The sequence below is a fragment of the Marinicauda sp. Alg238-R41 genome, assembly GCF_947331485.1.
In the GTDB taxonomy this organism is placed as follows: Bacteria; Pseudomonadota; Alphaproteobacteria; order Caulobacterales; family Maricaulaceae; genus Marinicauda; species Marinicauda pacifica.
Genome location: NZ_CAMZOJ010000004.1, coordinates 62,240 through 81,795 on the forward strand (window position 1 = coordinate 62,240; position 19,556 = coordinate 81,795).

Consider the following 19,556-nt stretch of genomic DNA (forward strand, 5'->3'; position numbering starts at 1 on the left):
TTTAACCGCGCTCGAACTTTACGATCTCGCCATTGCGGGTTTCGGACGGCAGGGCCAGTTCGACGAAAAGCGGCGCGACCTCGTCGGGATGGGGCAGGGTCTCGGGATCCTCCCCCGGGGCGGCCTTGGCGCGCATCTTGGTGCGTGTTGCGCCGGGATCGACGAGATTAGCCGTGAGGGCGCAATCCTCCAGCTCCTTCGCCCAGCTTTGCACCAGCGCGTCCAGCGCAGCCTTTGAGGCGGAATAGGCGGCCCAGTAGGCGCGCCGACTGGTCGAGGCGCCCGAGCTGGTAAACAGCGCGCGTCCGGCATCTGAGGCCCGCAAGAGCGCCTCGAACGCGCGGATGAAGCGGGCGGGCACGATCGTGTTCACGCCCAGAACCTCGTTCCAGGTCTTTGCGGTGATCTGGTGGGCGGGCGTGATCTGACCCAGAACGCCCGCATTACAGACCAGGATGTCCAGCTTGCCCCAGCGCTCGGCAATGACGCCGGCGAGCTTCTCGATGCCTTCCGGGTCCATCAGGTCGAGCGGCACCAGCGTGCACTGGCCGCCGGCCGAACGGATCTCGTCGTCGAGCTGTTCGAGTGCGCCGGTCGTGCGCGCGGTCGCGATGATCTGCGCGCCTTCGGCGGCAAGCGCTTTGGCCACGGCATAGCCGATCCCGCGCGAGGCTCCTGTGACCAGGGCAACGCGGCCTTCAAGTCGTTTCTCGCTCATGCATCCACCAGGAAGGAGAGTTGCTGTTCTTTCGCCGCGATCGCCCGGTCGCGGTCGATCAGGCGGGTCGGGTACTCACCCGTGAAATAATGGTCGGCAAGCTGGGGCGCCGCATCGTTGCGCGCTTCCTGGCAGACCGCCCAGTACAGGCCGTCGACCGACAGGAAGCCGAGCGAGTCGCAATCGAGCATTTCGCGCATGCGCTCGGAATCGTGGCTGGCAGCCATCAGCTCCTCGCGCATCGGCATGTCGATGCCGTAGAAATCGGGATGGGTGATGGCCGGGCAGGCGGAGCGGAAGTGGACTTCCTTCGCGCCGGCCTCGCGCACCATGCGCACGATCTTCTTCGAGGTCGTGCCGCGCACGATGGAATCGTCCACCAGCAAAACCCGCTTGCCCTTCAGGGCGGCCGCGTTGGCCGAGTGCTTGCGCCGCACCGACAGGTCGCGCTTGGCCTGGGTCGGCTGGATGAAGGTCCGGCCCACGAAGTGGGAGCGGATGATGCCGAGATCGAACGGCTTGCCGATTTCGGTGGCGTAGCCGAGCGCGCTGGTCATGCCGGAGTCCGGCACCGGCACCACGACATCGATATCGGCCGGGCATTCCTGGGCCAGACGGATACCCATGCGCTTGCGCGCCTCATAGACCGAGCGCCCGGAAATCACCGAGTCGGGGCGCGCGAAATAAATATACTCGAACGCGCATGTCCGGGCAGGTTCGGCCGGGGCGTAGCGCCGGCTCTCAATCCCGTTATCGGACACGATCACCGCTTCGCCGGGCTCCACCTCGCGGATAAAGCGCGCGCCGATCATGTCCAGCGCGCAAGTCTCGCTGGCGAAGATCACGCCGTCATCGAGCTGGCCCATGACCAGCGGACGGATGCCCAGCGGGTCGCGCGCGCCGATCAGCTTGTCATTGGTGAGGGCGACCAGGGCAAACGCACCCTCGATCTGGCGCAAGGCCTGGAGCAGGCGTTCGGCCGAATTGGTTTTGCGCGAGCGCGCGGCGAGCTGAATGATGACCTCGGTATCCGAGGTCGACTGGAAGATGGCGCCCGAGGCGACCAGCTCCTCGCGCAGGGCGCGCGCATTGGTCAGATTGCCGTTATGGGCCACCGCGACGCCGCCGCCGCGCACGTCGGCATAGAGCGGCTGGACATTGCGCAGCGCACCCGAGCCGGAGGTGGAGTAGCGGTTATGCCCGATCGCCATGCGCCCTTTGAGGCCTGCCAGCGTCTCGGGGTCGGTAAAATTGTCGCCCACCAGGCCCAGCCGGCGTTCGGAATGGAAGCCCAGCCCGTCATAGCTGGTGATGCCGCACGCTTCCTGCCCGCGGTGTTGCAGCGCGTGCAGGCCGAGCGCGACGAGCACCGACGCGTCGTCGACATCGCGAACGGCGAAGACGCCGCATTCCTCGCGCGCCTTGTCGCTGGCGGCATCGTAGGTCAGGGAGGGGATCATCAATTCGGGTCCTCGTTTGAGCGCTCGATAAGGCGTCCGATCGGGTCGTCGTCAAGGTCTTCGCGCGGCCGGTCTGCAGCGCCCTCCGCCCAGGTGCCTTCCGGGGCGAGCGACTGGAGCAGGTCGGCCGTCGCCTCGGCCAGCGGATAGACCTGCGCGCCTTGCAGCCAGGCTGGCTGGGCCCCGGGCAGGGTGTTCTTGAACACCAGCACCACCAGCCCCAGCAGCAGGAGGCCGCGGACCACGCCGAACGCGAAGCCCAGCGTGCGGTCGATCGCGCTGACGTCCTCGCCATCCTTCACATTGCGCTTCAGCGAACTGGTGACGAAGGATATGGCCAGATAGACCACCAGGAAGACGATGGCCATGGCCAGCAGGTTGGCAATCACCGCGCTGTTGATGAATTCGCGCATTACCGCGCCGATCACCGGCTGGCACCACAGGGCCGCCAGCGCCGCGCCGACAAAGGCGGTCACGGTCAATGCCTCGCGCACGAAGCCGCGCATCAGGGCCATGACGCCGGAGATGAAGAGAACCAGAAGGGCGACGAGGTCGAAACCGGCCAGACTGTCCATGGTCAACTCCCCTTGCGCCGCGATTGCTACTGGTTGTCAGGATCGAGATGGCGAACTAGCGCCTGCACGGTTGAAAATCCGGTTACACGAAGTGCGCTGTCTTCCGCTCCGGCCGGCGTCAGTGCGGACTTGAAGCCCAGCTTGGCCGCTTCCTTCAGGCGCGCATCGGCGCGCCCGACCGGGCGCACATCGCCGGACAGGGCGATCTCGCCGAACACCACCCCGTCTGCGGGCAGGGGAGTATCGAAGTGAGAAGAGACCAAAGCCGCCGCCACCGCCAGATCCGCCGCCGGCTCGGATATCTTCAATCCGCCGGCCACGTTCAGATAAACGTCACGTCCGCCAAAGCCAAGCCCGCATCGCGCCTCCAGCACGGCCAGCACCATGGCCAGGCGGCCATTATCCCAGCCCACGACCGCACGCCGCGGCGTGCCGAACGCGGCCGGGGCGACCAGGGCCTGAATCTCGGTCAGCACCGGGCGCGTGCCCTCCATGCCGGCAAACACCGCCGCGCCCGAGGCCGCTTCGCCGCGCCCGTCCAGGAACAGGGCCGACGGGTTGGCCACTTCGCGAAGGCCGATATCGGCCATCTCGAACACGCCGATCTCGTCGGTCGGTCCGAAGCGGTTTTTCACCGCGCGCAGGATGCGGAACTGGTGGGCGCGCTCGCCTTCGAAATAGAGCACGGTGTCGACCATGTGTTCGACCACGCGCGGCCCGGCAATTTGGCCCTCCTTGGTCACGTGGCCGACCAGGATGACCGCGGTATTGCGCTTCTTGGCAAAGCGCACCAGCTCCTGGGAGCAGGCGCGCACCTGGGCGACCGTGCCGGGCGCGGCGGCCAGCTGGTCGCTCCACAATGTCTGGATGGAATCGATGATGACGATGTCGGGCTGTTCGGCCTTCAGCCCGTCGAGCACGGTTTCCAGCGAGGTCTCCGCCGCCAGCGCCACCGCCGCATCCGACAGGCCCAGACGGCGGGCGCGGCGGCGCACCTGATCGGCCGCTTCCTCGCCGGACACATAGACGGCCTTTGCGCCCGCATAGGCGAGGCGCGCGACCGCCTGCAGCAGCAGCGTCGACTTGCCGATCCCCGGATCGCCGCCGACCAGGATGGCGGACCCGGGCACCAGCCCGCCTCCGACCACTCGGTCGAACTCGGCAATGCCGGTCTGCAGCCGGGCCGGATCCTCGGTCGCGCTGCCCAGGTCGACCAGCTCCAGGCGCGAGCGGCGCGTCGTCCGCTTGCGCACGCCGGCCTGGGAAGAGAGCGGCGCCTCGGACGAGGCCTCCTCCTGAAGCGTATTCCAGGATCCGCAACTGTCGCACCGGCCGGCCCATTTGGCATGGACGCCGCCGCACGACTGGCAGACATAGACGGACTCCGAACGCGCCACGGGTTTCAGCACTCCTGACAGGATTCAACACACCACGGATATCTGACCCGATTCGCCTCTTGCGGCCTCGCCCTTGGGCTCAGGCCGATCTCGCGGTCAGGTAGAGCTTCACCGTGATGCCGCCATGGTCGACCGGCGCGCTCTGATAGGCAAAGGACAGGCCGGTGGCACGCGCCAGCTTCTCGTCATCGGTCACCAGCCCCGCGCGCCAGCCCGCAAAATCGCGCCGCACCGCGTCACCGAAGGCACGATACAGCGCCGCGAGGCGCGCCTTGTTGCCGATGCGTCCGCCATAAGGCGGGTTGGAAAGGATCAGCCCGGCCGGGCCCTCGGGGCGTGTCAGGGCGCTCAGCGGCTGCTGCTTGAACACGGTCAGGTCCGTCACGCCGGCCCGCTCCGCGTTCTCGCGCGCCATGCGCACCGCATTCTCGTCCCGGTCGTAACCGTAAAAGCGCACACCCTCCGGCACGGCGCGCTCCTGCGTGCTGACGCCCGGATCGCGCCCGGCATCATAGGTGGCCAGCTGCTCGAAGGCGAAGGTCCGCGCCCGCCCGGGCCACAGGCCGGCGGCCATCTCGGCGGCTTCGATCGCGAACGTGCCCGAGCCGCACATCGGGTCGATCACCGGCTCGGTCCCGGCAAACCCGGCCTGGCGCAGGAAGAGGGCGGCCAGCGTCTCGCGCAAGGGGGCCTTGGCGACGGCCAGCTTGAAGCCGCGCTTGTGCAAGGGCTCGCCCGAGCTGTCCACGCTGAGCGTGCAGACATTGTTGTCGATGCGCACCCGGATCGTGACCGGCGCATCGTCGTCGACCCGGCTGCCGAAGACTTCGCGGATCGCGGTCTCGATGCGCTCCTGCGCGGCGCCGGCATGATAGATTTTCGAGCTGCGGCAGCTGGCCTCCACCCGCACCGGCACGCCGGGCTTCAGGATCGCGCCCCAGTCCAGCTTTCGCGCCCGCTTGTCGAGCTGGGACAGATGGACGACGCGGAAGCTCGCGAACTCGACGAGGATGCGCGTGGCCCCGCGCACGGCGCGATTGGCCCGCCAGACCTCGCTCCAGCCGCCCGAGGCCGAGACTCCGCCGCGTTGCGCGCGCGCGCCATGAAAGCCGAGGCTGCGCACCTCCTCGCACAGCGTGGCCTCCAGGCCGGGCGCGGTCACGAAATAGAGCTGAAGCGGAGTGGAGGTCATGAGATGGGGGAACCGGGCTTCCAGGCGATAAGGTGCATAAGTAGAGCAGGCGCGCGGCAAGCCCTATAGCAGGGCGCAGGTGCCGGGAGACTCATCACGAGCCGCGAAACCGGCTATGCTTGTTGCCATTCTGGCGGTGATGACCGCGATGCATGAGAGTGCTTTTCCATGAAATTCGTCCCTCTATTGCTGGCCGGCCTGCTCGCGATGGCCGGTGCCGGAACAGCTCTGGCGCAGGCCCCGGCTTCCGATGCCCACGCATCCCATGCCCATGACGAAGCTCACGAAATGGTCGTGCACAAGACGCCCTGGTGCGGTTGTTGCGCGAACTGGGTCGAGCATATCGAAGCCGCCGGCTTCGCCGTGCGCGTCGAGGAGCACGAGGATATCTCTGCCATCAAGGCCGAGGCCGGCGTTCCCGGCGATCTGCAAAGCTGCCACACCGCGCGCGTGAACGGCTATGTCATCGAGGGCCACGTGCCGGCCGAAGACATCGCACGCCTGCTCGCCGAGGGACCGGACGCGCTCGGCCTCGCCGTGCCCGGTATGCCGGCCGGGTCTCCGGGCATGGAAGTCCCCGGCCGCAGCGATGCCTACGAAGTCGTTCTGTTCAGCGAAGAGGGACGCGAGGTCTTCGCGCGGCACTAGCAGGGGGCAGGTCATCCGCTCCCACCGCTCCACGCTCTCTGGATCCCGGAGCAAGTCCGGGATGACGAAGCTTCATAGTAGTCTCAAAACCCCACCCCTTCGCCATTCCGGGCGAGCAGAGCGAGACCCGGAATCCAGAGAGGACAGGGTGCCGTCATCTGACCCTTCGAGGCCCGCTGCGCGGGCGATTCAGGGTGAGGGTGTGGGGTGACATCGAGTGACGCAAATCATCGATATATCAAAACCTTAAAACCAACCCGCCTCTCTCATGCTGAGGTGCGAGCACAGCGAGCCTCGAAGCATCGGATGGCGAATGCTGCCCCCGCCCCCTCCCGCATGCCGAGGTGCGAGCAAAAGCATCGCAGGATAAACCCCGCCTAGAACCAGCCCGCCTCGCGCAGCGTGCGCGCATGGGTGCGGCTGACGGGCGCCTGCACGCCGGTGCTGAGCGTCAGCGTGGCGCGGCCACCGCTCTTGTCCGCGTCGGTGACGGCCTCGCGCGCCACCCACCAGGACCGGTGCGTGCGCGCCCCGTCCAGTGCCTCCACCGCGGCAATCGCGTCGCTCAGCCGCATCAGGATCAGGCTGTCGCCGAGCGGGGTATGGACGCGCAGATAATGATCCTCGGCCTGCAGTGCGAGGATGGGCGCATCGCGCAGCCGGACGGGAAGTTTCTCGGTGAGCGCCGCGCCGATGGCCAGTCCTTCAGCTCGGCTGCCAGCGCTTTGTGCAGCGCCAGTCCGCCCCGATCCCCCCATGCGCCCTTCCACAACCATGGTGATCGTCACGATTACAATGGCGATCACCCAGACGAAAAAGAAGATCATCGGCAGAATTTCGAGCGGGAAGGGGCCGCCGGTCAGGTATTGAATCCCCGCCACGGCCAGCGTCACCGGCAGGGTGACGGCGATCGACTGGGCCACGGCGTAGGCGGGGCGGGGCCAGTCGCCGAGATGGCGGTCGAACACACGCTCGAACGCGTAGGCGGCGATCAACCCGAGCCCCATCAGCGAAGTCCAGTAGATCCACACCCAGGGCATGCCGAACTCGTTGGTGTTGTAGGGACCGAGAATCGCCAGGATCGTTCCCTGGACGAGCACCAGCCCTACCGGCGGTGCCAGCCTGCGCAGTGTCGTTTTCATTCACTTCCCCCGGTACTGCCCGCCCCGATCGCGTGCCGTTCGCGATGCGTGAATGAACATCTAGCGTAATTCGCGAACGCTTTCAGCCAGCTTGCGAAAACCGGGTGGAAGCGGCGGCCCGGCCCGGGCTGTGTGGGTCTCGAACCTGAAACCAGAACCCACACGAAAGGCCCGTATCCATGACCACGTTGACGCTCACAAACATTCTCGGTGCCGCGGCGCTCGCACTCGTCGCAACCGCGGTCGCGGCCGAGGCCGATCCGTCCGAGAACCCGGTCCTCACCCTGCGGGTGGAACAGATCGAGCAGGCGCAGGGCCGCCTCATGATCGCGGTGTTTTCCGATGGCGAGAGCTGGTCGGGCGGACAGCCCGCCTTCACCGCCAGCGCCGCGGTTGAGGGCTCCGAGGTCGAACTTGAGCTCGGCGCCGTGCCGGCCGGCGAATACGGCATCAAGATGTATCACGACGTGGACGGGGACGGGGAGCTGGACACCAATCTGGTCGGCATACCGACCGAGCCTTTCGCCTTTTCCAATAGCGCGATGGGCAGTTTCGGCCCGCCCTCCTGGGAGGCTGCCGCCTTCGGCGTCGGCGAAGAGAACACCGTCCACACCATCAGCTTTCGCTAGGAGGTCTCCATGACCGAGATGTCACGACGCCATGCCCTGACCCTGTTTGCCGCTGTCGGTGGCGCAGCCGGTCTCGGCGCCCCGGTCAGGGCGCTGTCGGGGGACCCGATCTACGAGGCCTATCAGGCCAATGCCCGCAACGACCCCTGGACGCTGGGCGTGCGCGATGCCCCGGCCTCCGGCTTTGACGGCGAGGCGCGCCGCCTGCACGGGCGCCTGCCGCGCGGCCTGTCCGGCACGCTCTACCGCAACGGTCCGGGACGCTATTCGCGCCAGGACTGGCGCTACCGCCACTGGTTCGACGGCGATGGCTTCCTCCAGGCCTGGCAGCTTGACGGCAACCGCATCGCCCATCGCGGGCGCTTCATCGAAACCAGCAAGTGGCAGGCCGAGGAAGCGGCGGGCCGTTTCCTGACGCCGGCCTTCGGTTCGATGCCGCCGGATGCGGGCGGCCTGACCGGGCCGGATGATATGAATGTCGCCAATACCTCGGTGATGATGCTGAACGGCGAGCTCCTCGCCCTGTGGGAGGGGGGATCGGCCTGGTCGCTCGACGCCGAGACGCTGCAGGCCCGCGGGCCGCGCCGCTGGGGCAGCGGGCTGGACGGCGTGCATTTCTCCGCTCACCCCAAGGTCGAGCCGGAGACCGGTATCGTGTGGAATTTCGGTCAGGACGCTTACGGCGAGCGCCTCGTGCTCTGGAAGATCGGTGCCGACGGTAATCTCATCGATGCCGGGCTGGTCGACGATATCGGCGCCGGCATGATCCACGACTTCATCATCACCGAGCGCTCGCTGGTCTTCCTGGTCGGCAATCTGCACCACGAACGTCTGCGCCTGCCTTTCCTGGACGGGTTTGCCTGGCGCGACGACGTGCCGATGAGGGCCATCGCCATCGACAAGAATGACTGGAGCCAGCGGCGCACCTGGGAATTGCCGCCGGGCTTCCTGTTCCACTTCGGGGGCGGCTGGGAAGAACGCGACGGCACGATCCGTCTCGACGCCGCGCTGTCGCCGAACGCCGATGTCATCCTGGAAGATGTCCGCGACATCATGCGCGGCGTGCCCCGGGCGGGTAATTCGCGCATGCAGCTGGTCACGCTCTCGTCGCGCGGGCATTTCCGCATCGAGACGCCCGGCGACGGACTGGCCGAATTTCCCCAGGTCGATCCGCGCTATACCGGCAAGCGGCGCCAGTATACCTGGCATGTCGACTGGACGCCGGACCAGGCGCGCGGGGCCACCGCAATCGCGCGCCGCAACGTGCTGACCGGTGCCTTCGACCGCTACGATCATGGTCCGGGCGTCTATGTCGAGGAGCCGCTCTTCATTCCGGCCAGCCGCCGGTCCGCGGAAGGCGAGGGCTGGATCGTGCATACCGCGCTCAACGCCGAGGCCCGCGCGACCGAGCTGCACGTTTTCGACGCGCTCAACCTGTCGGCCGGTCCCCAGTCGAGCTGGCGCCTGCCCTATGCCTGCCCGTTTGGCTTCCACGGCTGCTGGCGCGGGTGAGGCGCCCTGGGGCGCGGCAGGAGGGCGATATCAGGTGGTCGGCGCCGGATCGAGCCGGCCCCTTGAATCCGGGCCCGCCCTCTTGTCCGTGTCCTCTTTGGACGCCGTCACGATCCCTTGGCGGCGCGCCAGGCGCGGGCGAGATCCATGAAGCCCTGCGGGGGGATGGTTTCGGCGCGGGCGCCCGGATCGATCCCGGTTTCCTCCAGTAGCGCTTCGGACGTTGTCGCGGCCAGATTGGCGGCCTGGCCAAGAGATTTTCGCAGGGTCTTGCGGCGCTGGCCGAACGCGCTTTCGGTCACGATCGACAGCGCCGCGACATCCTGGAACCGGTCGGCTTCGGCCAGCGGTTCGAGGACCACGACCGCGCTGTCCACCTTGGGCGGCGGGGTGAAGGCGCGCGCGGGCAGGGTCATCGCGTATCGCGAGCTTGCGCGGGCTGCGGTGAGGATAGCCAGGCGGCCATATTGTTTCTCGCCGACCTGTGCGACGACGCGCTCGGCGACTTCCTTTTGAAACATCAAAACCAGGCGCTCCCACCAGGCAGGATCGGCCTCCAGCCACTTGATGAGCAGGGCCGTGCCCACATTATAGGGCAGGTTGGAGGCGAGCAGGCGCGGGCCTTCGGGCACGAGGGCGGGCTCGTCCACTTTCAGCGCATCGGCTTCCTGAACGCTGAGACGCCCGCCGAAGGCGGCAGAGATCTGCTCGAGTGCGGGCAGGAAGCGGCTGTCCTTCTCGATCGCCAGCACGCGCCCGGCGCCTTCTTCCAGCAGGGCGCGCGTCAGGCCGCCGGGACCGGGGCCGACCTCGAACACGGTGGCCTGGCTCATGTCCCCGCACAGGCGCGCGATCTTTCGCGTCAGGTTGAGGTCGAGCAGATAGTGCTGACCGAAGCGCTTGTCGGCGTTGAGGCCGTGAGCCGCGATCACCTCGCGCAGCGGGGGAAGGGTATCGCCACTCATGTGAGCGCACTCTGACGGTTCTCGGCCATCGTGGAGGCCAGCCGGATCGCGGCGATGAGGCTGTCGGCGCGGGCGAGACCGCGTCCTGCGATATCGAAGGCCGTGCCGTGATCGGGCGAGGTGCGCACGATCGGAAGGCCCAGCGTGGTGTTCACCCCACCATGGAAATTCAGGGTCTTGACCGGAATCAGGCCTTGATCGTGATAGAGGCAGACCGCGGCATCGTAGCGTGCGCGCGCCTCGGCATGAAACATTGTGTCCGGCGGCATCGGGCCGGCCACATCATGACCCTCGGCGCGCAGCGTCTCCACCGCCGGGGCGACCATCTCGATGTCTTCGCGGCCGAGCGCACCGCCTTCACCGGCGTGCGGGTTCAATCCGGCTATGGCCAGGCGCGGAGAGGCCAGTCCGAAATCGGTTCGCAGCGCGGCAAGCGTCACGCGCGCGGTGTGAAGGATCGCTTCGGTCGAGAGCGCATCGAGCGCATCGCGAAGCCCGAGATGGATGGTGACGAGAACGGTCTTCAGTTCGGGCGCGGCGAGCATCATCACAGGGCCGCGCGGTCCGTCCCAGGCGGCATGCGCGGTGAGATGCGCCACGAATTCAGTGTGGCCGGGAAACCGGAAACCCTGCTCGTACAGCACAGCCTTCGAGATCGGATTGGTGACGACGCCGCCGGCTCGTCCGGCCAGCGTGTCGCGCACGCACGCTTCGATCGAGGCGACGACAGCGGCGGCATTAGCGGGCGCCGGATGTCCGGGCCGGGCCGGTTCCGGCAAGGGGACGGGACGCACGGGCAGCGCCTGAGAGAAAATCTCGCCGGCCTGCTCCGGCTCGCGGGCACGCGGAGCGGGCAGGTGGAGGCGATCTGCGATCTCGCGCAACTGGTCAAGATCGGCGTAGGCGATGAAGTCATGGCGGCGATCCTTGAGCGCAGCCCAGGCCCTGAGGGTCAGTTCCGGGCCGATACCGGCCGGATCGCCAAGGGTCACCGCGAGCGGCGGGCGCTTCACCGGATCTCGATCGTCGCTTCGCGGCGCAGATCGCGCAGCCAGCGGCGCGACAGAAGCGAGAGCTGCTGACCACGCAGTTGGTCTTCCATCTGGTCTTCGCTGGGAATGCCGGCGCCTTCAATCGAACGCCCGCACAGCACGAAGGACTGGAGCCCGGCGGCGGTTTCCAGAAGCGGCGTGGCCTCGACCGGCTCCAGGCCGGTGACGGCGTTGCGGATCGTATCGACCAGCGCGTTGGCGCCAATGGTGCCAAGGTCGGTCACCAGAACGCCCTCGATATTCTCCACGCGCGTCTCGACCGCGTCGCAGGACTCGATGGAGCCCACCGCGCGCGAAAGCCGGGAGCGCGCATCCTCGGTGATGCGCGAGCCTGGAAGCGTGATCTGGATGAGTTCGAGCTGCTCGACCACGGAGCTGTCCCGGCGGTCGATGAGCGCCACGATCAGGTAGCCGCCGGGAACGCGGACGGGCCGGGAAATCTGGCCGGGCTGGCTGAACTGGGCGATGATCTGCTGAACCTGCGGGGAAAGCTGGCTGATCGCCTGCCAGCCGGTATCGCCGCCGGCCGACGCGCTGGGCGCGGCGGAAAACTGGCGGGCCACCGCCGGGAAGGGCGCGCCCTGGGAGAGCTGCTGGAAGACGGTCTGAATCGCGGCTTCGGCCTGACTGGTATCGCCGGAGCCCGGGGCCTCGATAAGGATCTCCCCAAGACGGACCTGAGGTTCGGAGGCCCCTTCGATGACCCGTTCACGGGCCACCTCGATCTGGTTGTCGGACACGCGCACCCGGCTGCCATAGCGGCCATTGACCAGAATCTGCCAGGCAATTTCAGCGCGAATCTGGTGGCGAAGCGTCTCGATATCGACTCCGGCGGAGGCCAGGTCCTGATCGATTTCTTCCAGGGTCGATCCGTTACGCGCCGCGATGTCGCGAAGCGATTCCGTGACTTCCTCTTCCTCGACCTCGACCTCGAAGTCGCGGGCAGACTGGAGCTGCAGCGTTTCCTCGATCAGTCCGTCGAGTGCCTGCTCCTGGATGCGGGCCAGCGTTTCCTCGTCGGGCTGAATGCCGGCCGAGGTGAGGATGAGCATCATGCGGTTGCGCACGTCCAGCGTCGTGATCGGCTCGTCATTGACGACCGCCGCGATGCCTTCGACCTGCTGGGCCGGTGCCGGAGCGGCGAAGAGCATGGCCGCGGCGAATGCCGGCACCAGAGAGCAAATGAGAGACTTGAACGCCATGACAACCTGTCGGGTCGGGAGAAGGAAGCGAGAAGATACCGATCAATATGGGCGAAGCAATGACGCAAGACGGTCGCGCGATCAATCGTCCTGAAGGGCGCCTAGGGTGAAGAGGGTGAGCTGGAAGCGGACCGAGGTTCTCGGCCCGAGGTTACCGATGTTGTAGTTTTCGCGTTCGTAGATGATGTCCAGCCGGGTGCACTCATCCTCGTAGGAGAGGGAGGCCTGCGCAGTCCGGGTTTCGTCGGTGTCGAGGTCGCGGCGGGCTGCCGCTCCGACGCTCCAGCGATCGGTCAGCTCGAACGACACCGAGGCTGCGATCTCCTCATCGTCGTTTTGCCCGGGCGCCTCTGCAGTCAGCTTGGTATAGCGCAGCGCGCTGCCCACGCGCCAGGCCGAGAAGGTTCCGCGCACGTCGCTGCGGTTCAGGCGACCGCTCTCGCTGTCGAAGCGGTTGCGGGAGTCGATCGAGAAGCCGGCGAGATCAATGCCGAATTCGGCGACCCAGTCGGAATTCTCGTTGTCGAGGCCTGTCCCGGCTCCGAACGGAACCTCATTGTCGAGACGGTAGCTCCGGCCCGCAAAGACCTCTGCGTCCGGCAGCCACTCGCTGACCGTATCCAGCTCGAGCAGCATGCCGACATCGGCGCGCTGCCCGTTTTCCCACAGGTCGTAGCCGCCGGCCCGGTTGCGGCTGAACAGCGAGACCGAATCGATATCGACGATCTGGCTGTCTTCGTTGGGCGGACGTTCGCCGTCATCCACACCGGTGGCCGACACCAGGTGGACGCGCGGCGCAATGATGGTCTGCCCCCAGCTGTCCATACGAGCGAAAGGCCAGCTGATGTCGGTGCCCACTGCGCCCAGGGCGCGTGTGAAGTTGCGCGAGCCGGTCTCGACACCTGCCCCGTCGGTCTCGGTAACCGCATACGCATCGATCCGCCCGATCGCATAGGGCTCGAAGCGTACGCCGAGGGGCAGAATGGTCGAGCGGTTCCAGCGCAGTCCGGCGCTGGCACGCAGATAGTCGTCGCCGTCCTCGCGCACCAGGTTCGCGGTGGAAAGCTCGCTTTCCAGCAGGCCGGCCCAGTCCGGGAAGGGCAGATCGGTCAGCAATTGTCCGATAGGAGCGATATGGGGCAGGGCGTCGTCGTTCTCGCCCTCGAACAAGGACGTCACGCGAATGGCCGCGATATCGGAATAATAGTTCTGGCCCTGCCCCTGCAGATAGATCTGGGAGGCCAGGTTCCGGTTAGGCATCTCGTAAATGCCACGGCCGATATCCGGGCTTTCTGAAAAATCGTAGCGGCGCAGATACAGATCGCCCGACGTTGCCTGAACGCCGAAGCCCCAGCGCCAGCGCGGCGTGAAGTTGAACCGGCCTTCCGCAAAGGTGTGCCAACGCAATTCCTCGGCGCCGAAAAAGCCGTCCTCGTCGAATTCCTGCTCGTAGGTCGCACTGCCGGAAAAGGCGAACTCGCCTGAATAGAAGCGACGCCGGTATTGCAGCTCCAGGCTCGGATTGACCTCGCTCATGTAGCGCGGCGCCACCACGAGGTCGGAATGCGGTGAGATTACCCACAGATACGGCTGCTTGTAGCTGAAGCCGAGACGGTTGGAAAAATCGACGCTGGGAATGAGAAAACCCGAACGGCGCGGCGTAGACGGATCGGCGTGGGCGAAGATCGGCGCGTAAAGAATGGGCGCGCCGAGGATCTCCAGCCGCACATTGCGATAGTAGATCATCTGGTCGTCGAGATCGCGCGTCACGCGGCTGGCCCGCAGACGCCAGGTGGGGGAGCCGCTGCCGTCCTCGCACAAATCGCATGCGGTGTAGTAGCCGCGCGTCATCTCCACCGAGCCGTCGGCGCGCCGCACGGCAACCGAAGCGGCGGCCTTTCCGTCATTCTCGAGCAGGGTGGCGAAACCATAAGCGACGCCTTCGCTCATCTCGGAGTCGAGCTCGATCGACTCCGCCAGCGTTGCCGGTTCGTCTCCCTGAAAGAGACGGACATTGCCGCGGGCGATGACGCGTCCGGTTTGCGGATTGTATTCGATTTCGTCGGCGAAAAGCGTGCGCTCGCCGCTTTGCATGCGCACGTTTTCACGCGCGAAGAGGCGTTGGTTGTCGCGATCGTCAATCAGCACGCCGGCTTCGAGATAGACCGGTTCGCGCGCATCGGGGGCGGCGTCGCCAACCGCTTGCGCTTTTGCTCCGGCAGTCAAAAGCGCGGCCACAGCGCATGCCGTCATCAAGCTCCGCATGGAACCCCTTTCACCCCGGACCTACCCCGTAGCCTGCGTGTCTATCCAATCGCAGCGCAGGCGTCCACGCATCAACCGTCTTCGGTGTAGGCCACGTAGAACATGGCCGCGAGAATAAAGAGTGCCGGTGCACTCCAGGCTGCACTGATTGTATCGATCGTCCCGGACCGGCCAAGACTTAGCATCAACTCCTGCAGGAAGTAGAGCAGGAAACCTGCCGCCCCGCCGGCGAACGCGAATCCGGCCGCGCCGCCAAGACGCACCAGGCGCAGAGTGGCCGCGATGGCAAGCAGAGCCGCCGCGACGATGGTCAGGGGTTGGGCAAGGAGGCTCTGGAACCGTAATTCATAGGGACGCGTGGACAGACCCGCAGCGCGCGCCGATGCGATGACGCCGGGCAGATCCCAGAACGAAATTCCGCCCGGCGATCGAGCGCGCTCGAACAGGGCCTGGCGCCCGATCGAAGTCTGCAGGGAAATTTCCCCGAGCCTTTCGCGCGGCGCGTCGGCGGTCAACTCGACCGCTTCGTCGAGAACCCAGAATCCGGAACTCAGGCGGGCCGACTCCGCTTCGATGCGGCGCACGAGAATCGGGGCGCCCGCTTCGGAGCGCAGATAGATGCGGAACACCGGAGTGAATATCTGGCCTTCCTCGGCGTCGAACCGTGAGGCCGTGATGATGTTGAAGCCGTCCGGCGAGGTCTCGCGCAGCCAGACCGGGCCTGTCGACACCGAACTCATCCCGGTCTGTCCATCCAGAATGGTCTCGCGGATCGTCTCGAAACGAGCATTGCTCATTGCTCCCAGCGGGCTGAGCACCGCAGTCCCGGCCACGCCGATCACGAAGGCGAGAGAGGCGGCGGGCAGCAGGATGCGCCAGGCCGAATAGCCGGCTGCGCGCATCACGATCAGCTCGCTGCGCCGGTTGAGCCGGAAAAAGGCCCAGAGCGTGCCGAACAGAACAATAAAGGGCAGGGTCTCCTGAATGAGGAGAGGCGATTTGAGCAGGGTCAGTCCCAGAGCCTGAAGCGCCGTGAGGTCGGCGCGTGTCGAGATGTCCCGCGAGGTCTCGACGAAGTCGACGAGGATGATGACGGCACTGATCACGCCGGCCGACGCGAGGATGCCGAGCAGCGTCTGCAGGATGAGGTAGCGCGCCAGGCGGCTCATGCGGATGCCTCCGCGTGCGCGCGCCTGAACCGGCGCAGGAACCGGACCGGGCGGTTCAGGATAATCAGGCCGATGACAATTCCCCCGACCGGAAGCGCATACTGGACAACGTTATACGCCATGTTGTCGCTGGCCGCGGCTTGAACGGCAAACCCGGCCAGCCTCAGGATCATGGCCCCGGCCCCGGCCAAAATGATGAAGCGTGCGTAGCCTGTGCGCCTGTGTTCGACAGCGAAGAAGGCGCAGGCCGCAAACAGGGCGAAGACCAGATTGTAGAGCGGAGCGGCAAGCCGGTAGTGGCCTTCGGCATACAGCACGGCTGCCGAACGCGCCCGGACGATGTCGGCGGCGGTCGGCATCAGAAGCTCGGGCAGGAAGCGGTCGCTTTCCTTGAAGAAGAAGGCCGAGGCCGGATCGAGGAAGGCGTTGAGCTCGAATTCGTAACGTTCGAAGGCGAGTGTGGACAGCTCGCCCTGTTCGTCGGTCTGGGAGAGCTGCCCGTTCTGCAACAGCATGACCGGTCCGCGAGAGGTGCGTGTGATCAGCCCCGTCCCGGCCGCATAGGCCCGGCTTTCCGTGCCGCGTCCGTCCTGAATGAACACGTCGCTCATCACGCCGTTATCGTCGAGGGAGCGCGTGTAGAAGGTCACGTTGCCGCCGAGGTCGGTGAATTCACCCGGACGCATGAAGTCGGCCACAAGATCGCTGCGGATCTCGTAGACGCTCTCGCGCATTTCCCGGAAGGCGACAGGCTGAAGGAAGAGGTTGATGACCAGATTGCCCAGCATCGCGAAGACGGCGATGCGAATGAAGGGCGACATGCGCTGACCGCGACTCATGCCGGCGGCCGCCCCCACGGTCAGCTCTGAATCGCTGATCAGGCGGTTCATCGAGATGGCGACGGCAAGAAAGACCGCGACGGGCAGAATCATCGCGATGATCTGGGGCATCGCCAGCAGAGTGATCCAGACGAAGGCGAACGCGGTTTCGCGCTCGCTGGAGATCAGCTCGATATTGGACAGGGACTGCGTCATTACGGCCAGGCCGGTCAGCGCCAGCAGGGCCGTCAGGAGCGGCCACAGACCCTGCCTGAACAAATATCGCTGAAACAATGTCATCGTGGCGCAGGTCCGGGGTCGAAAAAGTGGCGGCGGAGCGCCAGATCATGAAGGCAGAGACTTCTAACGTGACCCGCGATCGGATACCACTCACGCCATGAGTTAATGTGTAGCCGGTTTTCCTGCCCTGTCGGCCCACCCCGGGTACGCGTCAGATCGGACGAGCCGTTCAATCCCGTGAACCAAGAAAGAGACGTGACATGAAGATCAAGTTTGCTGAAACCGCTTCCGGTGACACGCTGGCCGTGCCGGCCTACTCGCGCACCACGCTGTCCGACCCGGCGACCGCGCTGGACGAGAAGACCGGAGGTGCGATCAGCCGCGCGATCAAGGCGTCCCGTTTCAAGGGCGAGGCCGGCGATGTGGTCGAGATCGTCAGCCCTAACGGCGTGGATGCCGCGCGGATCGTCGTCTTCGGACTGGGCGAGAGCAAGGACGCGGACGGCAATGTGTTCGAGAAGGCCGGCGCGAGCGTGGTCAAGCACCTGCTCAATACCGGTGCCGACACGGTCTCCTTCCATCTCGACGGTGTGACCGACACCGAGAGCGCGGCGCGCACGGCTCTGGGCGCGACCATGGCGGCCTATCGATTCGATGCCTACCGCACCAAGCTGAAAGCCGACAAGAAGCCGTCGTTGAAAACGGCCGAGTTCGTGGTGTCCGACGAGAAGGCCGCGAAGAAGTCCTGGAAATCCTGGGAAGCGGTGGCCGACGGTGTGAAGACCGCGCGCGATCTTGTCATGGAGCCGGCCAACATCCTTTACCCGACCGCCTATACCAAGCGGGTGAAGGAAAAGCTGGAGAAGCTCGGTGTCGAGATCGAGGTGCTCGGCGAGAAAGAAATGGAGAAGCTGGGCATGGGCGCGCTTCTGGGCGTCGGCCAGGGCTCTGTACGCGAAAGCCAGCTCGTCATCATGCGCTGGAATGGCGGCAAGGACGGCGAGAAGCCGCTCGCCTTTGTGGGCAAGGGCGTGTGCTTTGATACCGGCGGCATCTCTTTGAAGCCGGGACTTGGCATGGAAGAGATGAAGGGCGACATGGGCGGTTCGGCTGCCGTGGTTGGCCTGATGCATGCCCTGGCCGGCCGCAAGGCGAATGTGAACGCGATCGGCGTGATCGGTCTGGTCGAGAACATGCCGGACGGCAATGCGCAACGCCCGGGCGATATCGTCACATCGCTGTCCGGTCAGACGATCGAAATCCTCAACACCGATGCCGAGGGCCGGCTCGTGCTCGCCGATGCGCTCTGGTACACGCAGGAGCGCTTCGATCCGCGCTTCATCGTCGACCTGGCCACGTTGACCGGCGCCATCCTGATCACCCTCGGCCACGAGCATGCGGGCGTCTTCTCCAACGATGACGAGCTGGTCGACAATCTGACCCGGGCCGGCAAGGCCTCGGACGAGACGGTCTGGCGTCTGCCCATCGGAGCGGAATACGATCGTCAGATCGATTCCACGGTGGCCGACATGAAGAATCTCGGCGAGGGCCGCAATGCCGGGTCGATCGCCGCGGCGGTCTTCCTGCAGCGCTTCGTCAACGAGAAGCCGTGGGTCCATATCGATATTGCCGGCACCGGCATGCAGACCGGATCGAAGGATCCGCGCAAGCCGTCGTTCGGAACCGGCTACGGGGTCCGTCTGCTCGACCGGCTCGTGCGCGACTACTACGAGGGCTAGCGCCTGGACGATCCAAAGGGCGGTCTTGAACGGGCCGCCCTTTTTTCATGCCTGAAGGGAGACAGCCGGCGTGGCCGAACTCTGGTTCTACCATCTTGAGCAAGCCAGCGTGGACGAAGCCCTGCCCGAGCTGCTGACCAAGCTGCTTGCGCGTGGGGGGCGGGCGGTGGTCGCAAGCCAGGATGAGGCCCGGCTCGAGGCCCTGGACGCACATCTGTGGACGTTCCGCGACGATGCCTTTCTGCCGCATGGACGTGACAGCGAGCCCCAGGCGAGCCGGCAACCTGTCTTGCTTTCCACAGAGACACGGAACGTTAACGGCGCCAGCATGCTTTTTCTTCTCGACGCGACACCGATCGAGATCGAAACGCTGGCAGACTGGGATCGCGTCGTGGTGATGTTCGAAGCTCGGGACGAGGGCGGCGTGAGCTGGGCCAGAGAACTCTGGTCGGCGGCCCGTAAGGGCGATGCCGAGGTGTCCTACTGGCGTCAGAACGACCAGGGGCGATGGGAGAAGAAAGCATGATACGCATATTCGCGATGATTTCGCTGGCCGGACTGGTTCTGGGGGCCTGCGCGGCCAACCAGGACGTGACCGAGGTGGACATGTCCGAACTCGATGAAGACGGCGCGGAGGCGCGCGAGTGCGCGGCCGATCAATACCAGATGCTGGTGGGTCAGCCGGGCACAGAAGTCCATACGCCCAGCCTGCCGCAGCCGCACCGGATTTACGGCGAGGGCGACATGGTCACCATGGACTATCGCCCGGAGCGCCTGAATGTCGTCATTGGCGGAAATGGCGAGGTGATGGAGGTCAAGTGCGGCTAGGGTCT

Annotated in this window: 18 protein-coding genes; 6 read left to right on the plus strand and 12 right to left on the minus strand. The window is 65.9% G+C overall.

What is annotated here, in order from left to right; all coding sequences use genetic code 11:
- Position 1: 1 nt before the first annotated feature.
- From PGP17_RS14495 to PGP17_RS14515, 5 genes are all read right to left on the minus strand, one after another.
- On the minus strand, positions 2-718 hold the full coding sequence (locus tag PGP17_RS14495; protein ID WP_135943913.1) for an SDR family NAD(P)-dependent oxidoreductase: 717 nt from the start codon (positions 716-718) through the stop codon (positions 2-4).
- Positions 715-2,178, minus strand: coding sequence for an amidophosphoribosyltransferase (gene purF, locus PGP17_RS14500; protein ID WP_270376085.1), 1,464 nt, complete (start codon positions 2,176-2,178; stop codon positions 715-717). The genes PGP17_RS14495 and purF overlap by 4 nt, the downstream gene beginning before the upstream one ends.
- Positions 2,178-2,753 carry a CvpA family protein gene (locus PGP17_RS14505; protein WP_135943911.1) on the minus strand — a complete coding sequence of 192 codons (576 nt, stop codon included), beginning with the start codon at positions 2,751-2,753 and terminating at the stop codon, positions 2,178-2,180. Before PGP17_RS14505 ends, purF begins: the two co-directional genes overlap by 1 nt.
- A gap of 26 nt (positions 2,754-2,779) precedes the next feature.
- Positions 2,780-4,150: a DNA repair protein RadA gene (gene radA / locus PGP17_RS14510; protein ID WP_270376087.1), complete on the minus strand. Its 1,371-nt coding sequence runs from the start codon at positions 4,148-4,150 to the stop codon at positions 2,780-2,782.
- A 79-nt stretch (positions 4,151-4,229) separates the two neighbouring features.
- A complete protein-coding gene (locus PGP17_RS14515; RefSeq protein WP_270376088.1) occupies positions 4,230-5,342 on the minus strand; it encodes a THUMP domain-containing class I SAM-dependent RNA methyltransferase in 1,113 nt (370 codons plus the stop codon).
- Positions 5,343-5,510: 168 nt separating this feature from the next.
- Here PGP17_RS14515 and PGP17_RS14520 point away from each other — a divergent pair, with 168 nt between their 5' ends.
- The gene (locus PGP17_RS14520; RefSeq protein WP_270376090.1) at positions 5,511-5,990 is read left to right on the plus strand and encodes a DUF411 domain-containing protein; all 480 of its coding nucleotides are present in this window, start codon (positions 5,511-5,513) and stop codon (positions 5,988-5,990) included.
- A 377-nt stretch (positions 5,991-6,367) separates the two neighbouring features.
- Here PGP17_RS14520 and PGP17_RS14525 read toward each other — a convergent pair whose 3' ends face one another.
- Complete coding sequence (locus PGP17_RS14525) at positions 6,368-7,132, minus strand: LytTR family DNA-binding domain-containing protein (RefSeq protein ID WP_270376092.1); 765 nt, start codon at positions 7,130-7,132, stop codon at positions 6,368-6,370.
- A 179-nt stretch (positions 7,133-7,311) separates the two neighbouring features.
- Here PGP17_RS14525 and PGP17_RS14530 point away from each other — a divergent pair, with 179 nt between their 5' ends.
- Together PGP17_RS14530 and PGP17_RS14535 are read left to right on the plus strand one after the other, a co-directional pair.
- The gene (locus tag PGP17_RS14530) at positions 7,312-7,761 is read left to right on the plus strand and encodes a DUF2141 domain-containing protein (protein ID WP_270376094.1); all 450 of its coding nucleotides are present in this window, start codon (positions 7,312-7,314) and stop codon (positions 7,759-7,761) included.
- Between the two features lie 9 nt (positions 7,762-7,770).
- A complete protein-coding gene (locus PGP17_RS14535; RefSeq protein WP_270376096.1) occupies positions 7,771-9,273 on the plus strand; it encodes a carotenoid oxygenase family protein in 1,503 nt (500 codons plus the stop codon).
- Positions 9,274-9,380: 107 nt separating this feature from the next.
- Here PGP17_RS14535 and rsmA read toward each other — a convergent pair whose 3' ends face one another.
- The 6 genes from rsmA to PGP17_RS14565 all read right to left on the minus strand — a co-directional run bounded on the left by rsmA (position 9,381) and on the right by PGP17_RS14565 (position 17,044).
- Positions 9,381-10,238 carry a 16S rRNA (adenine(1518)-N(6)/adenine(1519)-N(6))-dimethyltransferase RsmA gene (gene rsmA, locus PGP17_RS14540; RefSeq protein ID WP_270376097.1) on the minus strand — a complete coding sequence of 286 codons (858 nt, stop codon included), beginning with the start codon at positions 10,236-10,238 and terminating at the stop codon, positions 9,381-9,383.
- A complete protein-coding gene (gene pdxA, locus PGP17_RS14545; RefSeq protein WP_270376099.1) occupies positions 10,235-11,251 on the minus strand; it encodes a 4-hydroxythreonine-4-phosphate dehydrogenase PdxA in 1,017 nt (338 codons plus the stop codon). The genes rsmA and pdxA overlap by 4 nt, the downstream gene beginning before the upstream one ends.
- Positions 11,248-12,492, minus strand: a complete 1,245-nt coding sequence (locus PGP17_RS14550) for a peptidylprolyl isomerase (protein ID WP_135943903.1) — start codon at positions 12,490-12,492, stop codon at positions 11,248-11,250. Before PGP17_RS14550 ends, pdxA begins: the two co-directional genes overlap by 4 nt.
- 81 nt (positions 12,493-12,573) lie before the next feature.
- A complete protein-coding gene (locus PGP17_RS14555; RefSeq protein ID WP_270376102.1) occupies positions 12,574-14,757 on the minus strand; it encodes an LPS-assembly protein LptD in 2,184 nt (727 codons plus the stop codon).
- 71 nt (positions 14,758-14,828) lie between these two features.
- Complete coding sequence (locus PGP17_RS14560; protein ID WP_270376104.1) at positions 14,829-15,926, minus strand: LptF/LptG family permease; 1,098 nt, start codon at positions 15,924-15,926, stop codon at positions 14,829-14,831.
- Entirely contained in the window at positions 15,923-17,044 is a 1,122-nt protein-coding gene (locus PGP17_RS14565; protein WP_270376106.1) for an LptF/LptG family permease, read from the minus strand. Before PGP17_RS14565 ends, PGP17_RS14560 begins: the two co-directional genes overlap by 4 nt.
- Before the next feature lie 200 nt (positions 17,045-17,244).
- Here PGP17_RS14565 and PGP17_RS14570 point away from each other — a divergent pair, with 200 nt between their 5' ends.
- The 3 genes from PGP17_RS14570 to PGP17_RS14580 all read left to right on the plus strand — a co-directional run bounded on the left by PGP17_RS14570 (position 17,245) and on the right by PGP17_RS14580 (position 19,551).
- Positions 17,245-18,723 carry a leucyl aminopeptidase gene (locus PGP17_RS14570; protein WP_270376108.1) on the plus strand — a complete coding sequence of 493 codons (1,479 nt, stop codon included), beginning with the start codon at positions 17,245-17,247 and terminating at the stop codon, positions 18,721-18,723.
- 70 nt (positions 18,724-18,793) lie between these two features.
- Positions 18,794-19,249, plus strand: coding sequence for a DNA polymerase III subunit chi (locus PGP17_RS14575; RefSeq protein ID WP_135943898.1), 456 nt, complete (start codon positions 18,794-18,796; stop codon positions 19,247-19,249).
- Positions 19,246-19,551 (plus strand): I78 family peptidase inhibitor, encoded by a 306-nt coding sequence (locus PGP17_RS14580; protein ID WP_158291202.1) that lies wholly within the window; start codon positions 19,246-19,248, stop codon positions 19,549-19,551. Before PGP17_RS14575 ends, PGP17_RS14580 begins: the two co-directional genes overlap by 4 nt.
- Positions 19,552-19,556 lie beyond the last annotated feature (5 nt).